We start from the raw sequence: 16069 nt of genomic DNA, 5'->3' as shown, positions 1-16069 counted from the left end.
CAGGGCGGATGCCGGCCGTTTTCGCGACGACGCAAGCGTAAGGGGGCGGGCTTTCGTTCCGCTCCGACCCGCCCCCTGGAACGGTCGGCTCAGGACGTCGCCGGGGCCTCGGCCCTGGTCGGGTGGAAGGTAAAGTCCTTGCCGTCCCACCCGATCTCGACCACGTCTCCGGGGGTGACTTTCTGCTCCAGGAGCGCCGTGGCGAGGGGATTCGCCAGCCGCTGCTGGATCACGCGCTTGAGCGGCCGGGCACCATAGGCCGGGTCGAAGCCCTCCTCGGCCAGCCGCTTCTTGGCTTCCGCGCTGACCTTCAGGCTCAACTGGGCTTCCGTGAGCTGGTGCTCCAGCCGCCTGAGCTGGATCCCGACGATCTGCTCGATCTCCGCCCGGCCCAGCGGGTGGAAGATGATCGTCTCGTCGATCCGGTTGAGGAACTCCGGCAGGAAGGCGCCGCGGAGCAGGTTCTGGACCTCCTTCCGCATCGTGGCCTCATCGCCGGTCCCGGAAAGGTCGGCGATGACCTGGCTCCCCAGGTTGGACGTCATGATGACCACGGCGTTGCGGAAGTCGACCGTGCGACCCTGGCCGTCGGTCAGGCGGCCGTCGTCGAGGACCTGGAGCAGGACGTTGAAGACGTCGCGGTGGGCCTTCTCGATCTCGTCGAGGAGGATCACCGTGTAGGGCCGCCTGCGGACCGCCTCGGTGAGCCGGCCCCCCTCTTCGTAGCCGACGTAGCCCGGCGGCGCGCCGATCAGCCGGGCGACGTTGTGTCGCTCGCCGTACTCGCTCATGTCGATCCGGACCATGGCGGTCTCGGTGTCGAAGAGGAACTCGGCCAGCGCCTTGGCCAGCTCGGTCTTGCCGACGCCGGTGGGGCCCAGGAAGAGGAACGAGCCGATCGGCCGGTTCGGATCCTGGAGGCCGGCCCGGCTGCGGCGGACGGCGTCGGCCACGGCGTGGACCGCGTCCTTCTGGTCGACCATCCGGAGATGGATCTGGTCCTCCAGCTTGAGGAGCTTCTCGCGCTCGGTGGTGAGCATCCGGGCCACGGGGACGCCGGTCCACTGGCTGACGACCTCGGCGATCTCCTCCGAGTCGACCTCCTTCTTGAGCAGCCGGCGGGCCTCCTTGGGCTGGCCGTCCCCCTGGGCCTCGGCGTGGGCGATCTTCTTCTCGAGGTCCTGCCGCTCGGCGTCGAGCCGGGCGAGCTCCTGATACTGGCGCTCGTCGGGCCGCTCGCCGCGCTGCTGCATGGCGTGGAGGTTGTCCATCCCTCGCTTGAGGCCGGCCTGGGTCTCCGCCAGCCGCTCGCGGAGCTTCTGGACGTCGCCGAGCCCGGATTTCTCCATCTCCCACTGGCGGCGGAGGTCCTGGAGCTGCTTCTCGACCTGGGCGATATCCTCCTCGACCTCGGCCAGCCGCTCCACGGCGTGGGCCTCGGTCTCCTCCCGGAGCATCCGCTGGGCGAGCTGGAGCTGGAGCAGCCGGCGCTGGAGGACGTCGATCTCGGTCGGGACCGACTGGAGCTCCATGGAGAGGCGGCTCGCCGCCTCGTCGACCAGGTCGATGGCCTTGTCGGGCAGGAAGCGGTCGGTGATGTAGCGGGACGAGAGCTTGGCGGCGGAGACCAGGGCGGAGTCCTTGATCTTCACCTTGTGGTGGACCTCGTACCGCTCCTTGATGCCGCGGAGGATGGCGATCGTGTCGTCGATCGACGGCTCGCCGACGAAGATCGGCTGGAACCGCCGCTCCAGGGCCGGGTCCTTCTCGATGTGCTCGCGGTACTCGTCGAGCGTGGTGGCGCCGATGCAGCGGAGCTCGCCCCGGGCCAGGGCCGGCTTGAGCAAATTGGCGGCGTCCATCGCCCCGTCGGCCTTGCCCGCGCCCACGACGAGATGGAGCTCGTCGATGAAGAGGATGATCCGCCCCTCGGACTGGGTGACGTCCTTGAGGACGGCCTTGAGCCGCTCCTCGAACTCGCCGCGGAACTTGGTGCCGGCGATGAGGGCGCCCATGTCCAGGGCGATGAGCTTGCGGTTCTGGAGCGTCTCGGGGACGTCGCCGGAGACGATCCGCTGCGCCAGGCCCTCGGCGATGGCCGTCTTGCCGACGCCCGGCTCGCCGATCAGGACCGGGTTGTTCTTGGTCCGCCGGGAGAGGACCTGGATGACCCGCCGGATCTCCGCGTCGCGGCCGATGACGGGATCCATCTTGCTCTTCCGCGCCAGCTCGACGAGGTCGCGGCCGTACTTCTCCAGGGCCTGGTACTTGTCGTCGGGGTTCTGGTCGGTGACGGCCTGCCCGCCGCGGACCTTCTGGAGGGCCTGGAGGACGTCCTTCTCGGTGACGCCGAGGGCGTCGAGGAGCTGGTGCGCCTTGCTCCGGGTCTTGAGGATGCCCAGGAGGAGGTGCTCGACCGAGACGTACTGGTCCTTCATCCGATCGGCCTCGGCCTGGGCGGCGTCGAGGGCCGCGGCCAGCTCGGGGCCGAGGGACTGCTCCCCGCCGGTGACCCGGGGGAGCGCGCCCAGCCCCTCCTCCGCGGCCTTGAGGACCTGGGCGGGATTGACGCCGAGCTGCGCGAGCAGCGCCCGGATCACCGACTGGTCGGGATCGAGGAGGGTCGCCAGCAGGTGCATCGGCTCGATCCGCTGGTGGCCGCGGTCCCTGGCCAGCGACTGGGCGGCCTGCACGGCCTCCTGGCTCTTGAGGGTGAGTCGATCGAATTTGAATGCCATGGTTCTCAGCCTTTCCCCGAGCGGGACGCCCCGCGGCGATCGGATGTGGGACGCGGGGCGAGGTCCGGATGTTCCTGATCTGAAGAGACGGGCGACAAGGAACCGGACAGGCCCTCGCTCGGAGGAGGAACCTGTCCGTGGGTTGAGATCGGTCGAGGCGGTCGACGGCGGAGGGGACGGCCGCCCGGGGGGACGGCCGCCCGTTTGCCCTCAGGCGATCACTTCTTCTCCTCGAACTCGACGTCGATGACGTCGTCCGGCCGGGCGCCGCCGTTGGGCGCCTCGGCGGGGCCGTGGCCGGGGCCACCGGCCGCCCCTCCCGGGCCGGCGCCGGGCGCGGCGGACGAGGCGTAGAGGTGCTCCGCCATGGCCTGGCTGGCCCGCTGGAGCTCATCGACGGCCTGGTTGATGGCCGCCGCGTCCTCCCCCTTCTTGACCTCGTTCACCTTGTCCATCGCCGCCTTCAGGGCCGCCTTGTCGGAGTCGCCGAGCTTGTCCTTGTTCTCCTCGAGGAGCTTCTCGAGCTGGTAGACCCGCTGCTCGGCCGTGTTCCGGGCCTCGACGAGCTCGCGCTTCCGCTTGTCGTCGCCGGCGTGGGACTCGGCGTCGCGCTTCATCCGCTCGATCTCGTCCTTGGAGAGGCCGCCGGAGGACTCGATCTTGATCGTCTGCTCCTTGCCGGTCCCCTTGTCCCGGGCCGTGACGTTGAGGATGCCGTTGGCGTCGATGTTGAAGGTGACCTCGATCTGGGGCACGCCCATCCGAGCCGGCGGGATGCCTTCGAGGTTGAAGTCGCCGAGGGACCGGTTGTCGCCGGCCATCGGCCGCTCGCCCTGGTAGACCTTGATCGTCACCGCGGTCTGGTTGTCCTCGGCGGTCGTGAAGGTCTCCTTCTTCTCGGTCGGGATCGTGGTGTTGCGGGGGACCAGGACGGTCATCACGCCCCCCTTCGTCTCGAGGCCCAGCGACAGCGGGGTGACGTCCAGCAGCAGGACTTCCTTGACGTCGCCGGTGAGGACCGCCCCCTGGATGGCCGCGCCGATGGCGACGACCTCGTCCGGGTTGACCCCCTTGTGCGGGTCCTTGCCGAAGATGTCCTTGACGATCTGGTTGACGCGGGGCATCCGCGTGGAGCCGCCGACCATCACGACCTCGTCGATCTGGTTGGGCTTCAGCTTGGCATCGTCGAGGGCCTTCAGGACCGGCCCGCGGCAGCGCTCGAAGAGGCCGTCGGTCAGCTTCTCGAACTGGGCCCGGGTGATGGTCATCGTCAGGTGCTTGGGGCCGGAGGCGTCCGCCGTGATGAACGGCAGGTTGATATCCGCCTGGGCCTGGAACGAGAGGTCCTTCTTGGCCTTCTCCGCGGCCTCCTTGAGGCGCTGGAGGGCCATCTGGTCCTTCCGCAGGTCGATCGACTGCTCCTTCTTGAACTCGTCGGCGATGTAGTTGATGAGGGCCTCGTCCCAGTCGTCGCCGCCCAGGTGGGTGTCGCCGTTGGTGGAGAGGACCTCGAAGACGCCGTCGGCGACGTCCAGGATCGAGATGTCGAACGTCCCGCCGCCCAGGTCGAAGACCGCGATCTTCTCGTTCTTCTTCTTCTCGAGCCCGTAGGCGAGCGCGGCCGCCGTCGGCTCGTTGATGATCCGCGCGACCTCCAGGCCGGCGATCTGGCCGGCGTCCTTGGTGGCCTGGCGCTGGCTGTCGTTGAAGTACGCCGGGACCGTGATCACGGCCTTGCGGACCTTGTGCCCCAGGTAGCTCTCCGCCGCCTCCTTGAGCTTGCGGAGGATCAGCGCGGAGACCTCCGGCGGCGTGTAGTCCTTGCCGCCGACCTGGACCTTCACGAAGTCGCTGGCCCCGCCAACGACCTGGTAAGGCACCATCTTCTCCTCGCCGCGGACCTCGTCATGCCGGCGACCCATGAATCGCTTGATCGAGTAGACCGTCCCGCCGGGATTGGTGATCGCCTGCCGCTTGGCGGGATCGCCCACCAGGATCTCACCCTTCGACGTGAACGCGACCACGGAGGGGGTCAGCCGGCTCCCCTCCTGGTTCGGGATCACCGTCACGTCGCCACCTTCCATCACCGCGACCACGCTGTTGGTGGTCCCCAGGTCGATGCCAATGATCTTCTCGCCTTCCGCCACGACCAGTCTCCTTTCTCAACGTTGAGCGGTGATGAACGGAGTCGCGGGGGCACGCCCCACGGCCCGGGTCCCCCTCGCCTGTCGGATCTCCGCGGGCCGGGAGCCACGACTGCTACCCGAACAAGTCTCGACAACCGCAACCCAACCGTGCAACGTACGGAGAGCAACCCCTATGCCACTCGCCGCTCGCACCCAGTGATTTCCTGTAAATTATGATCCTCAAATCACTTGAGGATACCCGTCCGGACCGGAGCCCGTCCGACAAGATCCCGAGCAACTGCCACATTGACAGCACCCCCGAGACTCCTCCCGGGTGTCTGCCAAAATGACATCAACGCAATCTCTGCTCCTCAGCCGGTGGGAGTCGGACGGCGATCATATCGCGCCCGGGAAGCGGCTGGAACCTACCGCTGAGCCCTGCGGCGATGGGGCCCTCACCCGTACCCGTCATCGCCCCGACAGTCCGCTGGGGGAAGGGGACCGCCGCGCGACGGGCGCGGAAGAGCGACGGGGTCGTATGCGTGGGCTCACCCTCGCTGGCCTGTCCGCATCGACAGGCGGAATCCAACCTCGGGCCGGCGGCGCCGGGGAGACGCCCGGTCCGCGAACGGGCTACGGATCAACGGGTCTTCTTCTTGGTCGGGCTCACGGCCATCTGGTCGAGCACCGCGCGGACCTCGTTGGCCTGGGCGGGCTCGAGCGGATGAGACTTCAGCAGGTGGAGGACCAGGAGGCCGGGCTCGCCCTCATAGAGCTTGTCCACCAGGTTGGTCAGCCGCTTCTGGCGGACCTCCTGCGAGGAGATTGCCGGGCGATAGACGAAGGCGAGGTCGCTCCGGTCGCTGGTGATCAGGCCCTTGGTCTCGAGCCGATCGAGGAGCGTCGCGACCGTGGCGTAGGACCACTGGCGGCCGGCCGCCCGAAGCGTCTCGAGCGCCTCGCGGACGGTGGCCTGCCCCTTGTCCCACAGGACTTTAAGGACGTCCAGCTCGGAGTCGGGGATCGTTGGAGGACGCTTGGCCATCGGAGGTCTTCTCGGCTTTGGACAGGGGGATCGAAATCGCGTCGGATCGGATTCGGTGGGCGGCGGGAGTCGGACCGTGGGCAAGCTTTACCCACGTCAAAGCGTATCCTAAGACAGTTGTCTCACAAGGTCAATGGCCTATCCGGAATTCGCCGCGGTCGAGCGTGCGGGCCATGCAGGTATGGCCGGCCGGGGGGGTGTGGCCGGCAGAAAAAGTCCTATAATTCGAGGACCGGTGCGAATGACCTGGAGGTCTCGCTCGGCGGAGCTGATCCCTGTCGGACGGCTCCGGGCCGGGCATCGGTCGAGGACGGAAGTCGAGGGAGTCGCCCGGCGGTCGCACGCTCGAACGACGAGCAAGGAGAGAACAATGAAGCGACAAGTTCGATGGGGGCTGGGTCTGGCCCTGGGCCTCCCGCTGGCGGTCACGACCTGGGGATGCAGCGGCGAGCAGGTGGAGTCCGGCGTGAAGGCGACGGGCGACAAGATCGAGAGCGCCGGCAAGGGGCTCGAGTCCGGCTCGAAGCACCTGGGCGACAAGATCAAGGACGCCGGCGCGGGCGGCAAGGCCGAAGGGGCGGCGGCCACGGCCGGCGCCGCGATCGACAAGGTCGGCGAGAAGACCGGCGCGGTGATCCAGAAGACCGGCGAGAAGATCGGCGAGGCCGGTCCGGCCGTCGGCAAGGCCGTGGACAAGGCCGGCGAGAAGCTCAAGGACGTGAAGGAGAAGACCGTCGAGACCGCCAAGGATCTCAAGGAGAAGACGGGCGAGGCCGCCAAGGGGATCAAGGACTCGGCCAGCAACGCCTTCGAGAAGGTCGGCGAGAAGCTCAAGGAGGCCGGCGACAAGGTCAAGGGCGCGACGGACAAGGCCGTCGGCAAGCCCTGACCGCGTCCCCGGTCGCGAAGCCGGCCGGCCGCCTGCATGCCCTCTTGACGGCGACGGCCGGCGGCTTCGATGATGTCGGGTGCGGGCCTCGCCGACGAATGACTTCGGGGACCTTCTCCGCTCGATCCCCTCGCACGGGATGGCCGCGAGAGGGCCCTGCCGTCCGGCGGGCCTTCGTGGTCTTCCACCATGCACAGGGCGCGGAGGCGGTCGATGGGTCGAGCCAGCGTCGAGGCCACGCCTGCCCTCCATTGTCCGGACTGTGCGGCGGACCTCGAGCTGCTCCACGAGGACCGCGACGGCGTCTTCATCCTCGCCTGCCCGGGCTGCCGGGCCCGGTTTCGCGCCACCCGCGCGAGGCATGATGGCGGCGACGGCCGTGCCCACGGCGCGGGCCCTCCCCTCGTCGACGACGACGGCCCCGGCCGGGCGACCGTCGGCCCCGTCTCGCTGCGTTGGAGGGCGATGATCCTCCGCGTCCTGGAGCACCTGTACTGGACGGTCACGGCGACCGGCACGATGGCCATGCTCGCCGTCGGCGGCATCTTCCCCGTCCTGGGCGGATGGCTCCGCAATGAGATCTCGGGCTGGGCGGACATCGTGCGGATCATGGGCGGGACCTGGTTCTCCGTGGCGACCCGGGATCCGGACTCGGACCTCGGGCCGGTCCTGGGGCGCGTCGACGCCCCCCTGCTGTTCACCTCGATCGACGCCGTCGCCCGTCGCCTGGGGGTCCGGCCGCCCGGCCAGGTCAGGCTGACCTACCTCCCATGCTGCGGCGTCGTCGCCTGGGGACGGTCGCGGGCCCTCCTCGTCGGCCTCCCCCTGCTGCGGGTCCTCACCCAGGCGGAGCTCCGCGCCGTGCTCGGCCACGAGCTGGCCCACCTCGCCCGGGGCGACGCCACCGGCGCGGCCCGCTCGGCCCGATTCGTCGAGGGGCTGCGGCTCGCCCTCGAGCAGGACGGCGGCCGGTCCCGAGGCCCGCTCGCGGCCTGGGCGCGGTTCTGCCTCCGCGAGGCCTCCTGGCTGATCGAGCCCGTGGCCCGGGGCCAGGAAGACCGCGCCGACCGATCCGCCGCGCTCATCGCGGGGGGGAGCACCGCGGCCTCCGCCCTCGTCAAGGTCGCCCTGGTCCAGCCCCTCTTCCGCGAGGTCCTCGACTGCTACGACCCGAACCATCCCGAGTACCCCAACCTCTACGCCTTCTTCCGGGCCTTCTGGTTCCGGCTCCCGCCGGAGACGCTCTCGGCGATGCGGCTCCAGATCCTGACGCACGACGACATCGCCCACGACGCCACCCATCCCCCCCTGCCCGACCGGCTCGCCCGCGTCCAGTCCTATCCCGACCTCGTCTCCGCCAACGGAGACGCCCAGCCCGCGACCACGCTCCTCGGCGATCTCGAGATCTTCGAGCAGATGCTCCACAACCGCCTCTTCGGCGGACCGGCCGTCGAGCCGACCGTCTTCCACCGCGCAGGGTCGTGAAGGGCCGACGGCCAGGCCGAACCCTCCCCTCAGGGGTCGACCCGCGGGCCGATGTAGGATGTTGCGATCACGACGTCGTCATACCACTTCCGATTCGACCGCGACGGACTGGCCTTGATGTGCAGGACGATCGTCGCGTGGTTGATCTTCAGCCGCTCGTCGTCCCGGAGCCGCAGGCCGGGGAAATCCGCGACGAGCTTGCCGTCCAGCCAGGCGGCGATCCGGCCGTCGCGACGGCCCGGGGAATTGGCCCGGAGCATGAGCTCATAGCAATACCATCGCCCGAGCTCCGGCGTCACGTCGGGCCGGGGGACGAACGACGGGCCGAAGTCGCCGGGGATCGAGGTGTTCGGCAGCACGACACCGGTCGGGAAGAAATGGTCTCCCCAGACGTCGCGCTGGGCGGGATGGTAGCAGTACACGTTGAGCGGCCCGGGCGACCTCGTCTCGGGCTCGCCCCGCCAGTCCTCGAGGCTGGCCAGAAACTTGTTGCGGCCGTCGGCCCGCACGCCCGGCGTGGCGTAGGGCAGCGCCGGGCCGACCGCCGACAGGATCGCCCCGTTGTGGCTCGATCCCACCGCGTCGAAGCCCGGGTCGAACTTCGCGTAGTAGCGGAGGAAGAGGACGTCCCGCCCCGCCTCGAATCGCTTCACGAGCTCGTTGCTCACCTCGCCCGGCTGCCGCGGCACGGTCATCTCCAGCGCCCTCGCCCCGTGGCAGGCGTCCGCGGGCTCCGTGGTGATCCGAAGGTTGGGCTTGTGGTAGGCCATGTCCCACCTCGCCCCGGGCCCGCCCGACTCGAAGTCGTCGCGGAAGAGCACGCCGGGATCGGACTCGATCCCCACGTCGCCGCGATGCCTCGCGGCGATGCCGCGGTCGCCCTCGGGCAGCGTCTCGAGGCCGGCGTCGGGCGTGGCGGGCATCCGCGCCTTGAGGATCCCCCGCTGCGCCAGCCAGTCCAGGCATCGGTCCGTCCAGGTCGCGACCGGCAGGCCGGTCTTGCGGACGCCGAAGCCGTGCCCTCCCTGGCCGTAGACGTGCAGCTCGACGGGGACGCCCGCGCGGCGAAGGGCCCGGTAGAAGAACAGGCTCTGTTCCGGCTGGGCCCCCGGCTCGGCGTCGTCGGTGGCATGGACCAGGAAGATCGGGCAGGTCCCCTTCGGAATCCGGAGGTACGGGGCAAGCTCGTCGCCGTCTCGCCGCGCCAGCAGGTAGCCGGGGTAGGCCGCGATGGCGAAGTCGGGGCGGCAGCTCGCCTTGTCCAGCTCGTCGACCGGCTCATACGAGCGGCGATCGAACGAGGTCGCGGTCGCGATCGCGAGGTGCCCCCCGGCCGAGAACCCGACGATGCCGATCCGATCCGGGTCGATCCCCCACTCCCCGGCGCGACTCCGCACCAGGCTGATCGCACGCTGCGCGTCGTGCAGCGGCCCGGGCGCCGGCAGGGCCTCGGGCTCGCCCGGCCGCCGCGGGACGCGGTATTTCAGGACGATCCCCGTGATCCCGGCGGATCGGAGCCACTCCGCGACCTCCTCGCCTTCCTTGTCCCACGCCAGGTTCCAGTAGCCGCCCCCCGGGCAGACGATGATCGCGACCCGGGTGTTCTTGCCGGGCTCGGGCCGGAAGACGGAGATCGTCGGCCGGGTCACGTTCGTGATCCAGCGGGCGTCCGGAGTCGGGGCGTCGGCGGCGGTCCGCGTCCGTTCGGGGCCGATCGACGCGTGATCGCCGGGGACCTTCCCCGGCCAGACGTCCAGGACGACGGGGGAGACATCGCCGGCCCGGGCCGCGATCGTCCCGCCCCCGATCAGGGCCGCCCACGCTACGATCCACGAACGTCGCATCGCGTCCTCCTCTTCGGATCACGCCGCAGCAATCGGGCCGCGGATCGCGTCACTTCGCCGTCGACGGCTTGACGGCCCGCTCCGCGATGGTGAAGAATCGCGCGCGGGCCGCCAAGACGCCAGGCCCCACCTGCCCCGGGCGGCTCCGCTGCGGATTCGCCCCCGCCCCCCGATCCGACGAGGCACCCCGCACGATGAGACCCCATGACCGATCCCGCCGCTCTTTCCTCCGGAACGGGGCCGCGCTGGCCGCCGCCGCACACCTTTCCGACCGGCCGCTCCGGGCCGAGCCGCCCGACCAGAGCCCGCCGCTGTACGCCTACGTCGGCACGTTCAGCTCGCCGCTCCGCGACGTCCTCCCCACCCAGGTGGACCTGCCGCCGGGCAACGGCCGCGGCATCCACGTCTTCCGCGTCGATCGCGAGACCGGCGCCCTGGCGCCAACCTCCGTCCTCGAGCTGGGCACCAGCCCGAGTTGCCTGGCCTTGAACGCGGCCGGCACGCGTCTCTACTCGGCCAACGAGACCGATCGCGTGGGAGAGCCGAAGCAGGGGACCGTCTCCGCCTTCGCTATCGAACCGGCCGACGGCTCGCTCCGCATGCTCAACGGCGTCCGCTCGGGGGGCGCCGGGCCGACCTTCGTGAGCATCCACCCCTCCGGCAAGTTCGTCCTGGTGGCCAACTACTTCGGCGGGTCGGTCGCCGTGCTCCCGATCCTGGACGACGGCCGGCTCGGCGAGGCGACCGACGTGAAAACGGACGCCGGCGAGATCGGCCCCCGCAAGGCCGCGAACGCCCCGCCGGGGAGCTTCGCCATCAGCGGCCACGACCGCACGCATGCCCATATGATCCAGGCGGATCCCACCGGACGCTTCGTGATCCACACCGACCTCGGCCTCGACCGGATCTTCGTCTGGACGTTCGACGACCGGAAGGGGACGCTCTCGTCGGCGGAGCGGCCGTCGATCGCCCTGCCGGCCGGGGACGGCCCGCGTCATTTCCAGTTCCATCCAACCAGCCCATGGCTCTACTGCGTCCAGGAAGAAGGCTCGAATGTCGTCCTCCTCGAGTTCGACATCCTGACCGGCCGGCTGACCCCCAGGCAGACGATCTCCACGCTCCCCCCCAAATTCGCCGGCAGCAACTTCTGCTCCGGGATCGTCGCCTCGGCCGACGGCAAGTTCCTCTACGTGGGCAACCGGCTGCACGACAGCATCGCGATCTTCTCCATCGGCGCCGCGGGGATGCTGAACTACGTCGGCGAGGAATGGACCCGCGGCAGCTACCCGCGGAGCTTCACGATCGACCCGTCCGGCAGGTTCCTCTACTGCTGCAACCAGCGGGGCGACAACGTCGCCGTCTTCAGGGTCCGGCCCGGGACCGGCGGCCTGGACTTCACCGGCCACTACGTCCCGGTCGGCAACCCATCGGCCATCGCCTTTCTCGACATGGATCGGGGCGCGAAACGCGGGACTCCCGCGGCCCGTTGACCGGGCCGCGAGTCAAGCGGGAACGACGATGGCCTCTCACGGCTGGATCGGGATCGCCTCGCTATCGGGGCGGTCGCCGCGGAGGAGCCTCGCGCCCTCGCGGGTGAGCCGCAGATACCAGTCCGAGGGCAGCCCCTCGAAGGTCAGGAAATGGGCCTGCGTGGGCGGCGTGCTCGTCACCTTGAAGATCGCCGTCCCCTCGTCCACCTCGTCGAACATCGCCACGACGACCGACCGGACGCCCAGCCGGCGGAGGTCGCGGAACTGCTCCCAGTAGAAGGCACCTCGGCGGCGGGGGATCGTCGAGGTGCCCGGGGGCTTCCTCGTGAGGTTGTCCCAGCCGAAGCCGGGGTAGACCACCGGCAGCCAGCGGACGCCGTGGCCTTCGCAGTCGCGGCGGTCCTCGTCCCACCAGCCGGTCGAGGCATGGGCCTCCCCCTTCTCGTCCCGCCGCCAGTTGCCCACGTTCCAGGGCGAGTAGGCGTCGAACCGGTGGACGACCTTCCGCTGCTCCTCGTCCCGCCGCCAGTCCCAGTCGCCGCCGCCGATGAGGTAGGCCGCGTACTTGCCCCGACACTCCACCTTGAAGAAGTCCACGATCCGATGGGCCAGTTCCGGGGTCATGGGGTTCGACGGGCTCTTGCGGTAGAAGCCCCAGACCTGGACGACGGGCTTCCCGTCCTGGCGGAGATACCGCGGCCCGCCGACGAGGCCCGAATCGACCGACCGCTTCCAGTCGGACGTGAGCACATCATAGATCGTCTCCGGCGGCATCCCCGCGATGTCGTACGCGATGGCCCAGGTTCGCCCCGTGGCGCCGGCCGCCCCGGCGATCTCCTCGAGGACCTTCCGGCGTGTCGGGTAGAGCTCCGCGATCGGGCCGCCGGGCAGGCCGACCAGGAAGTGCTGCACCAGGGCGCCGTCGATCTCGTGCTCGGCCATCCAGCGGAAGTGGCGGAGGATCGTCGTCGGATTCGCGGAGCTGAAGAGCGTGGCGGGCGAGCCGTCCGGCAGGGTGAAGCCCGGGGCCGGGTAGCGCTCGCCCTCGCCATACGCGGCCATGTCGGGCCACATCTCGAAGGTGAGCGTCTCCGGCGCGATCCGCCGGCCGTCGCGGCTCCAGTGATACCAGCCGCGGCCGTCCCGATCGCCGGGGCAGCGGAACCAGGCCTGGTATCCGCAGAGGACCTTGCCGTCGATCGTCGAGGCATCGACGGATCCGTAGGTCGTCTGCGGCTCGGGTCGTTGGGCCATGGCCGAAGCCGCGAGGAGCGGGAGCACCAGCCGCCATTCGAGGACCATCCCGCGGGAGTATCGAGCGCGAGGCAGCACGGCGGGAGGGACTCCGAGGAGGGCAGGACCGGGATGAGCTTCCCGTCGGCTTTCAGAGTTCGTTGCGGGAGGTGAGCCGTCGAGAGATACGGCCGTAGAGGTCACGCCAGGGCCCCGCATTGGTCACCGGAATCGTCTCGAGCCGAGTGACGCTCTCCTGATAGGGAAGCGCGTCTCGCCTCATCTGTTCGAGGAAATCGGGGTCATCGAGCCGGACGCGAGCCCGGCCGGCGAAGTGGAGGACCGCGCAGCGGGCCGGGTTGTACGGGCGGTTGAACAGGGGAAATGCGACCTGATCCGGAGCAAAGTAGCGTGCCCCGTGGCGCCCCGCGAGGGCGGCCCAGGCCGTCTGCTCGATGACCCAGGCCGTGGCCTGATAGATGTCATGCCCCAGGAACCACTCGATGAAGTCGAGATCGAAGGCCCCTTTGCCGACGAACATGAAGCCGGAGTTGAAGGACAGAGGCAGGCGAATCCGGCCACCGCCAAAGTGGCGGTTGCGATAGCTGACGGAGTAGGCCGAGTTGGTATCCTGCATCGAAACGATACCCTCGTCCAGCCCGCGACGATCCATGCCCTCCGTCGGGCGGATGAACAGGATGTCGCTGTCGCACTGGGCGAACGGACCGCCCGCCAGGAGGCCGACGTCGATCAATTTCAGCGCCTGCCCGAACCTGGCCCGGTACGCCTGACAGTGGGGCTTGCCCCGGAGCGCAGGGCTGACTCGGTCATCGAGTTCTTCCCGCTCAAGGAAACGTACCCCCTCCAGTTCCTCTCGCAGCCTCGCCTTGTCGTCGGCCGTCAGGGTCCCGTCTTCCATCAGGAAGAATTCGAAGGCATCGCGAAGGTAAGTGCGCGCCGCCCGGAGGCAGCCGGTCGCCCACTTGACGTCGCGATGGTAGGTGAGGGTGAAGAATGGGGGGGGTGGGGGCGATGTCGCGTGGGCCATCCGAAATGCCTCGAAGGTTCGCTGCACCATCCGCTCAGGCCGACGGCGGCTTGCGTCCGATGATCGCAAGGTTGTCGCTGAACCATCGGCCGCGGAAGAATCGCGGGAGTCGGCGCACCGTGCGTGGAATCTGGATCGCGTTGGAATAGTAGATTTTCACGTCACCAAGCCCGCATTCCTGGGCGATCCGGATGAGGTCGAGCTCCAGGAGGGCCGTGATGTGGGCGGGATAGAGCCCCGGCCCTTCCTTGAAGAACCGGTAGTGGTGCCGCCCCAGCAGGCAGAGGAGGCTGACGAGGCTGAGCTGATTCGGCGTCGTGACCAGCACGACCCCACCCGGCCTGACAAGCCGTACGAGCTCTCGGAAGAAGGCCCGCGGGTTCTCCAGATGTTCGATGGTCTCAATCGAGGCGACCGTGTCGGCGTGCCCCGCAGGGAGCGGAACTCCCCCGGTGTCGAGGTCCACCTTCACGAACTTCAGCGCGTCGGGATAGCCCTGGTAGCGGATGACGTCCGCTCCGATGTAGTCCGAGAAGCTGTCCGCGAGGTGGGGCCAGAGTTGGGCCTTGCCGCAGCCGACGTCAACGAGCAGGCCGCCGGTGGGCCCGAACTCCTTCAACGTCCGGACGGCCATGCGATAGATTGCGGTAGAGCTGGTCCCGCCCGACTCGAGGGCCCGCGACTCTGCATCGTTCATGATGTATGCCGTTGCTCTGCGATGGTCTTCAGGGAAAGCACCTGCATCGATCCATCCGCGGAATCCGATGGCTGTACAAGCTTACGGGCATCCCTAAGCTCCTGTCAACTCGTCGGGAACGAGCCCGGGAATGGTCACGACCGGCCGCGTCAGACGTCGTGCCGGACTCGACGCGAGGTGGCAAGCTTCGGAACCAGGACGAGGGTGGAGACGATCGCTGCCAGGACGACCAGGCCCAGGATCGACCGCCAGGGCTGGGGTATAATCCGGTTGAGGCGTCCCCACCTGTACACCCACGACACGGAAAGGACCAGGAAGGCCAGGACCTTCCCGACGACCTTCCACGAGGGGAAACGGCATTCCGGCAGATCCGGGGCAGGTGGTCGGATTACGGACGCATTCTCTGTCGTCGTCGCCATGGCTTCCGGCTTCGAGTGCCGGGGCCATTTCCGGCGATCCGGCACAGATCCCGGCGGATCAGGACAATCCAGACGGGATGCTGAACGTCCCCGAACGGTGAGAGGCGCCGCCGAGATTCGAACTCGGGATGGAGGTTTTGCAGACCTCTGCCTTACCACTTGGCTACGGCGCCACAGGGTTGCGGAGGGCCGTCGGCGTCCGCGTACCTGGGCAAGATAGGCCCATCCTAGCGTGAGGGACCGGGCAGGGCAAGCAGACTTGGCGGCGGGTTGCATCCCCGGCGACGGAGCCGGCGGACGCTCAGGGCGACTTCGAGGCACCGGCCGGCCTCATCGCGGCGGGGAGGGAGCTCGCGGCCGGGGCCAGGAACGGGGCCTCGCCGGTGACCGCCCAGAAGAGTCGCGGCGGGCCCTCCGGGTAGGCCTTGCCCCGGGACCAGGTGTGGGTGATCTTGCCGTAGAGCGTCCGCACCTTGGCCAGCGTCTGCTTCTCTTCATCCCCCTTCTGGATCAGGCTGCGTAGCAGGCCCGAATCCACCTCGAAGCGATGATCGTGCCAGTTGGCCTTCTCCTCGGCCGGCATCGCGTCGTAGGTCGCGCCGCTGACGAGGTATTCCACGCCGATCAGCTTCGCGTCCGGGCCGGTGCCGTCGTACAGGAGGCACTGGCTCAGGTCGTCGTTGAGCGGCTTGCAGAAGTGATAGGCGACCTGGGCGTTGGTCGGCTCGGCCTTCTCCAGATGGACGCCGGCGAAGGCCAGGGGGCAGTGCAGGACCTCCTGGACCGGCGCCTTCACGTCGGACCAGCCGGCCTTCCCCTTCTCATGCCCCCCCTCCTGCCCGTTCGCGAACGCCCGGCCGACGCCCTGGGCGGTGAAGACCCCGGCCAGAAAGCCCACCAGCCCGATCAGGAGGAACCCGGCGTGGGTGCGAGAGATTGCCCTAAGAATGCTGCGCATGCGGTCCACCTCTTCGTCGATGAGTCGATTCGACCATGGCTCACAAGGCCCTCGGCGGGCCGACATCGTCTCCCCGGGCCCCCGGATTGTCCAGCCC

General features: G+C 69.1%; 12 protein-coding genes and 1 tRNA gene. 3 read left to right on the top strand and 10 right to left on the bottom strand.

Annotated features, from left to right (window positions below; translation table 11 throughout):
• Positions 1–89 precede the first annotated feature (89 nt).
• The 3 genes from clpB to G6O54_RS09210 all read right to left on the bottom strand — a co-directional run bounded on the left by clpB (position 90) and on the right by G6O54_RS09210 (position 5909).
• Positions 90–2738, bottom strand: a complete 2649-nt coding sequence (gene clpB, locus G6O54_RS09220) for an ATP-dependent chaperone ClpB (RefSeq protein ID WP_165223640.1) — start codon at positions 2736–2738, stop codon at positions 90–92.
• A gap of 218 nt (positions 2739–2956) precedes the next feature.
• Positions 2957–4885: a molecular chaperone DnaK gene (gene dnaK / locus G6O54_RS09215; protein ID WP_165223637.1), complete on the bottom strand. Its 1929-nt coding sequence runs from the start codon at positions 4883–4885 to the stop codon at positions 2957–2959.
• Between the two features lie 619 nt (positions 4886–5504).
• Positions 5505–5909, bottom strand: a complete 405-nt coding sequence (locus tag G6O54_RS09210; protein ID WP_165223616.1) for a BlaI/MecI/CopY family transcriptional regulator — start codon at positions 5907–5909, stop codon at positions 5505–5507.
• A 370-nt stretch (positions 5910–6279) separates the two neighbouring features.
• Between G6O54_RS09210 and G6O54_RS09205 the strand changes: the two genes are divergently transcribed.
• Both G6O54_RS09205 and G6O54_RS09200 read left to right on the top strand, forming a co-directional pair.
• A complete protein-coding gene (locus G6O54_RS09205) occupies positions 6280–6798 on the top strand; it encodes a hypothetical protein (protein WP_165223612.1) in 519 nt (172 codons plus the stop codon).
• Positions 6799–7011: 213 nt separating this feature from the next.
• Positions 7012–8283: a M48 family metallopeptidase gene (locus tag G6O54_RS09200; protein ID WP_165223608.1), complete on the top strand. Its 1272-nt coding sequence runs from the start codon at positions 7012–7014 to the stop codon at positions 8281–8283.
• 29 nt (positions 8284–8312) lie between these two features.
• On the opposite strand, the gene G6O54_RS09195 is transcribed toward G6O54_RS09200, so the two are convergent.
• On the bottom strand, positions 8313–10127 hold the full coding sequence (locus tag G6O54_RS09195) for an alpha/beta hydrolase (RefSeq protein WP_165223589.1): 1815 nt from the start codon (positions 10125–10127) through the stop codon (positions 8313–8315).
• Between the two features lie 194 nt (positions 10128–10321).
• Here G6O54_RS09195 and G6O54_RS09190 point away from each other — a divergent pair, with 194 nt between their 5' ends.
• A complete protein-coding gene (locus tag G6O54_RS09190; RefSeq protein WP_165223585.1) occupies positions 10322–11617 on the top strand; it encodes a lactonase family protein in 1296 nt (431 codons plus the stop codon).
• A gap of 36 nt (positions 11618–11653) precedes the next feature.
• Here G6O54_RS09190 and G6O54_RS09185 read toward each other — a convergent pair whose 3' ends face one another.
• From G6O54_RS09185 to G6O54_RS09160, 6 genes are all read right to left on the bottom strand, one after another.
• Positions 11654–12949 carry a glycoside hydrolase family 99 protein gene (locus G6O54_RS09185; RefSeq protein WP_165223583.1) on the bottom strand — a complete coding sequence of 432 codons (1296 nt, stop codon included), beginning with the start codon at positions 12947–12949 and terminating at the stop codon, positions 11654–11656.
• Positions 12950–13001: 52 nt separating this feature from the next.
• Positions 13002–13898, bottom strand: a complete 897-nt coding sequence (locus G6O54_RS09180; RefSeq protein ID WP_165223581.1) for an NUDIX hydrolase — start codon at positions 13896–13898, stop codon at positions 13002–13004.
• Between the two features lie 34 nt (positions 13899–13932).
• Entirely contained in the window at positions 13933–14595 is a 663-nt protein-coding gene (locus G6O54_RS09175; RefSeq protein ID WP_165223578.1) for a class I SAM-dependent methyltransferase, read from the bottom strand.
• Between the two features lie 149 nt (positions 14596–14744).
• Positions 14745–15014, bottom strand: a complete 270-nt coding sequence (locus tag G6O54_RS09170; protein ID WP_165223575.1) for a hypothetical protein — start codon at positions 15012–15014, stop codon at positions 14745–14747.
• A 102-nt stretch (positions 15015–15116) separates the two neighbouring features.
• Positions 15117–15187: transfer RNA gene (locus G6O54_RS09165), tRNA-Cys, on the bottom strand.
• A 128-nt stretch (positions 15188–15315) separates the two neighbouring features.
• Complete coding sequence (locus tag G6O54_RS09160; RefSeq protein WP_165223572.1) at positions 15316–15972, bottom strand: DUF1264 domain-containing protein; 657 nt, start codon at positions 15970–15972, stop codon at positions 15316–15318.
• Between the last annotated feature and the right edge of the window lie 97 nt (positions 15973–16069).

Source organism: Aquisphaera insulae (genome assembly GCF_011064615.1).
Lineage (GTDB): Bacteria > Planctomycetota > Planctomycetia > Isosphaerales > Isosphaeraceae > Aquisphaera > Aquisphaera insulae.
This window is presented reverse-complemented; position numbering and strand designations above follow the sequence as displayed.

Coding starts and splice junctions, on each gene's coding strand:
- clpB (WP_165223640.1), bottom strand. CDS start 2,738: ATGGCATTCAAATTCGATCGACTCACCCTCAAGAGCCAGGAGGCCGTG.
- G6O54_RS09210 (WP_165223616.1), bottom strand. CDS start 5,909: ATGGCCAAGCGTCCTCCAACGATCCCCGACTCCGAGCTGGACGTCCTT.
- G6O54_RS09205 (WP_165223612.1), top strand. CDS start 6,280: ATGAAGCGACAAGTTCGATGGGGGCTGGGTCTGGCCCTGGGCCTCCCG.
- G6O54_RS09200 (WP_165223608.1), top strand. CDS start 7,012: ATGGGTCGAGCCAGCGTCGAGGCCACGCCTGCCCTCCATTGTCCGGAC.
- G6O54_RS09195 (WP_165223589.1), bottom strand. CDS start 10,127: ATGCGACGTTCGTGGATCGTAGCGTGGGCGGCCCTGATCGGGGGCGGG.
- G6O54_RS09190 (WP_165223585.1), top strand. CDS start 10,322: ATGAGACCCCATGACCGATCCCGCCGCTCTTTCCTCCGGAACGGGGCC.
- G6O54_RS09180 (WP_165223581.1), bottom strand. CDS start 13,898: ATGGCCCACGCGACATCGCCCCCACCCCCCCCATTCTTCACCCTCACC.
- G6O54_RS09175 (WP_165223578.1), bottom strand. CDS start 14,595: ATGAACGATGCAGAGTCGCGGGCCCTCGAGTCGGGCGGGACCAGCTCT.
- G6O54_RS09170 (WP_165223575.1), bottom strand. CDS start 15,014: ATGGCGACGACGACAGAGAATGCGTCCGTAATCCGACCACCTGCCCCG.
- G6O54_RS09160 (WP_165223572.1), bottom strand. CDS start 15,972: ATGCGCAGCATTCTTAGGGCAATCTCTCGCACCCACGCCGGGTTCCTC.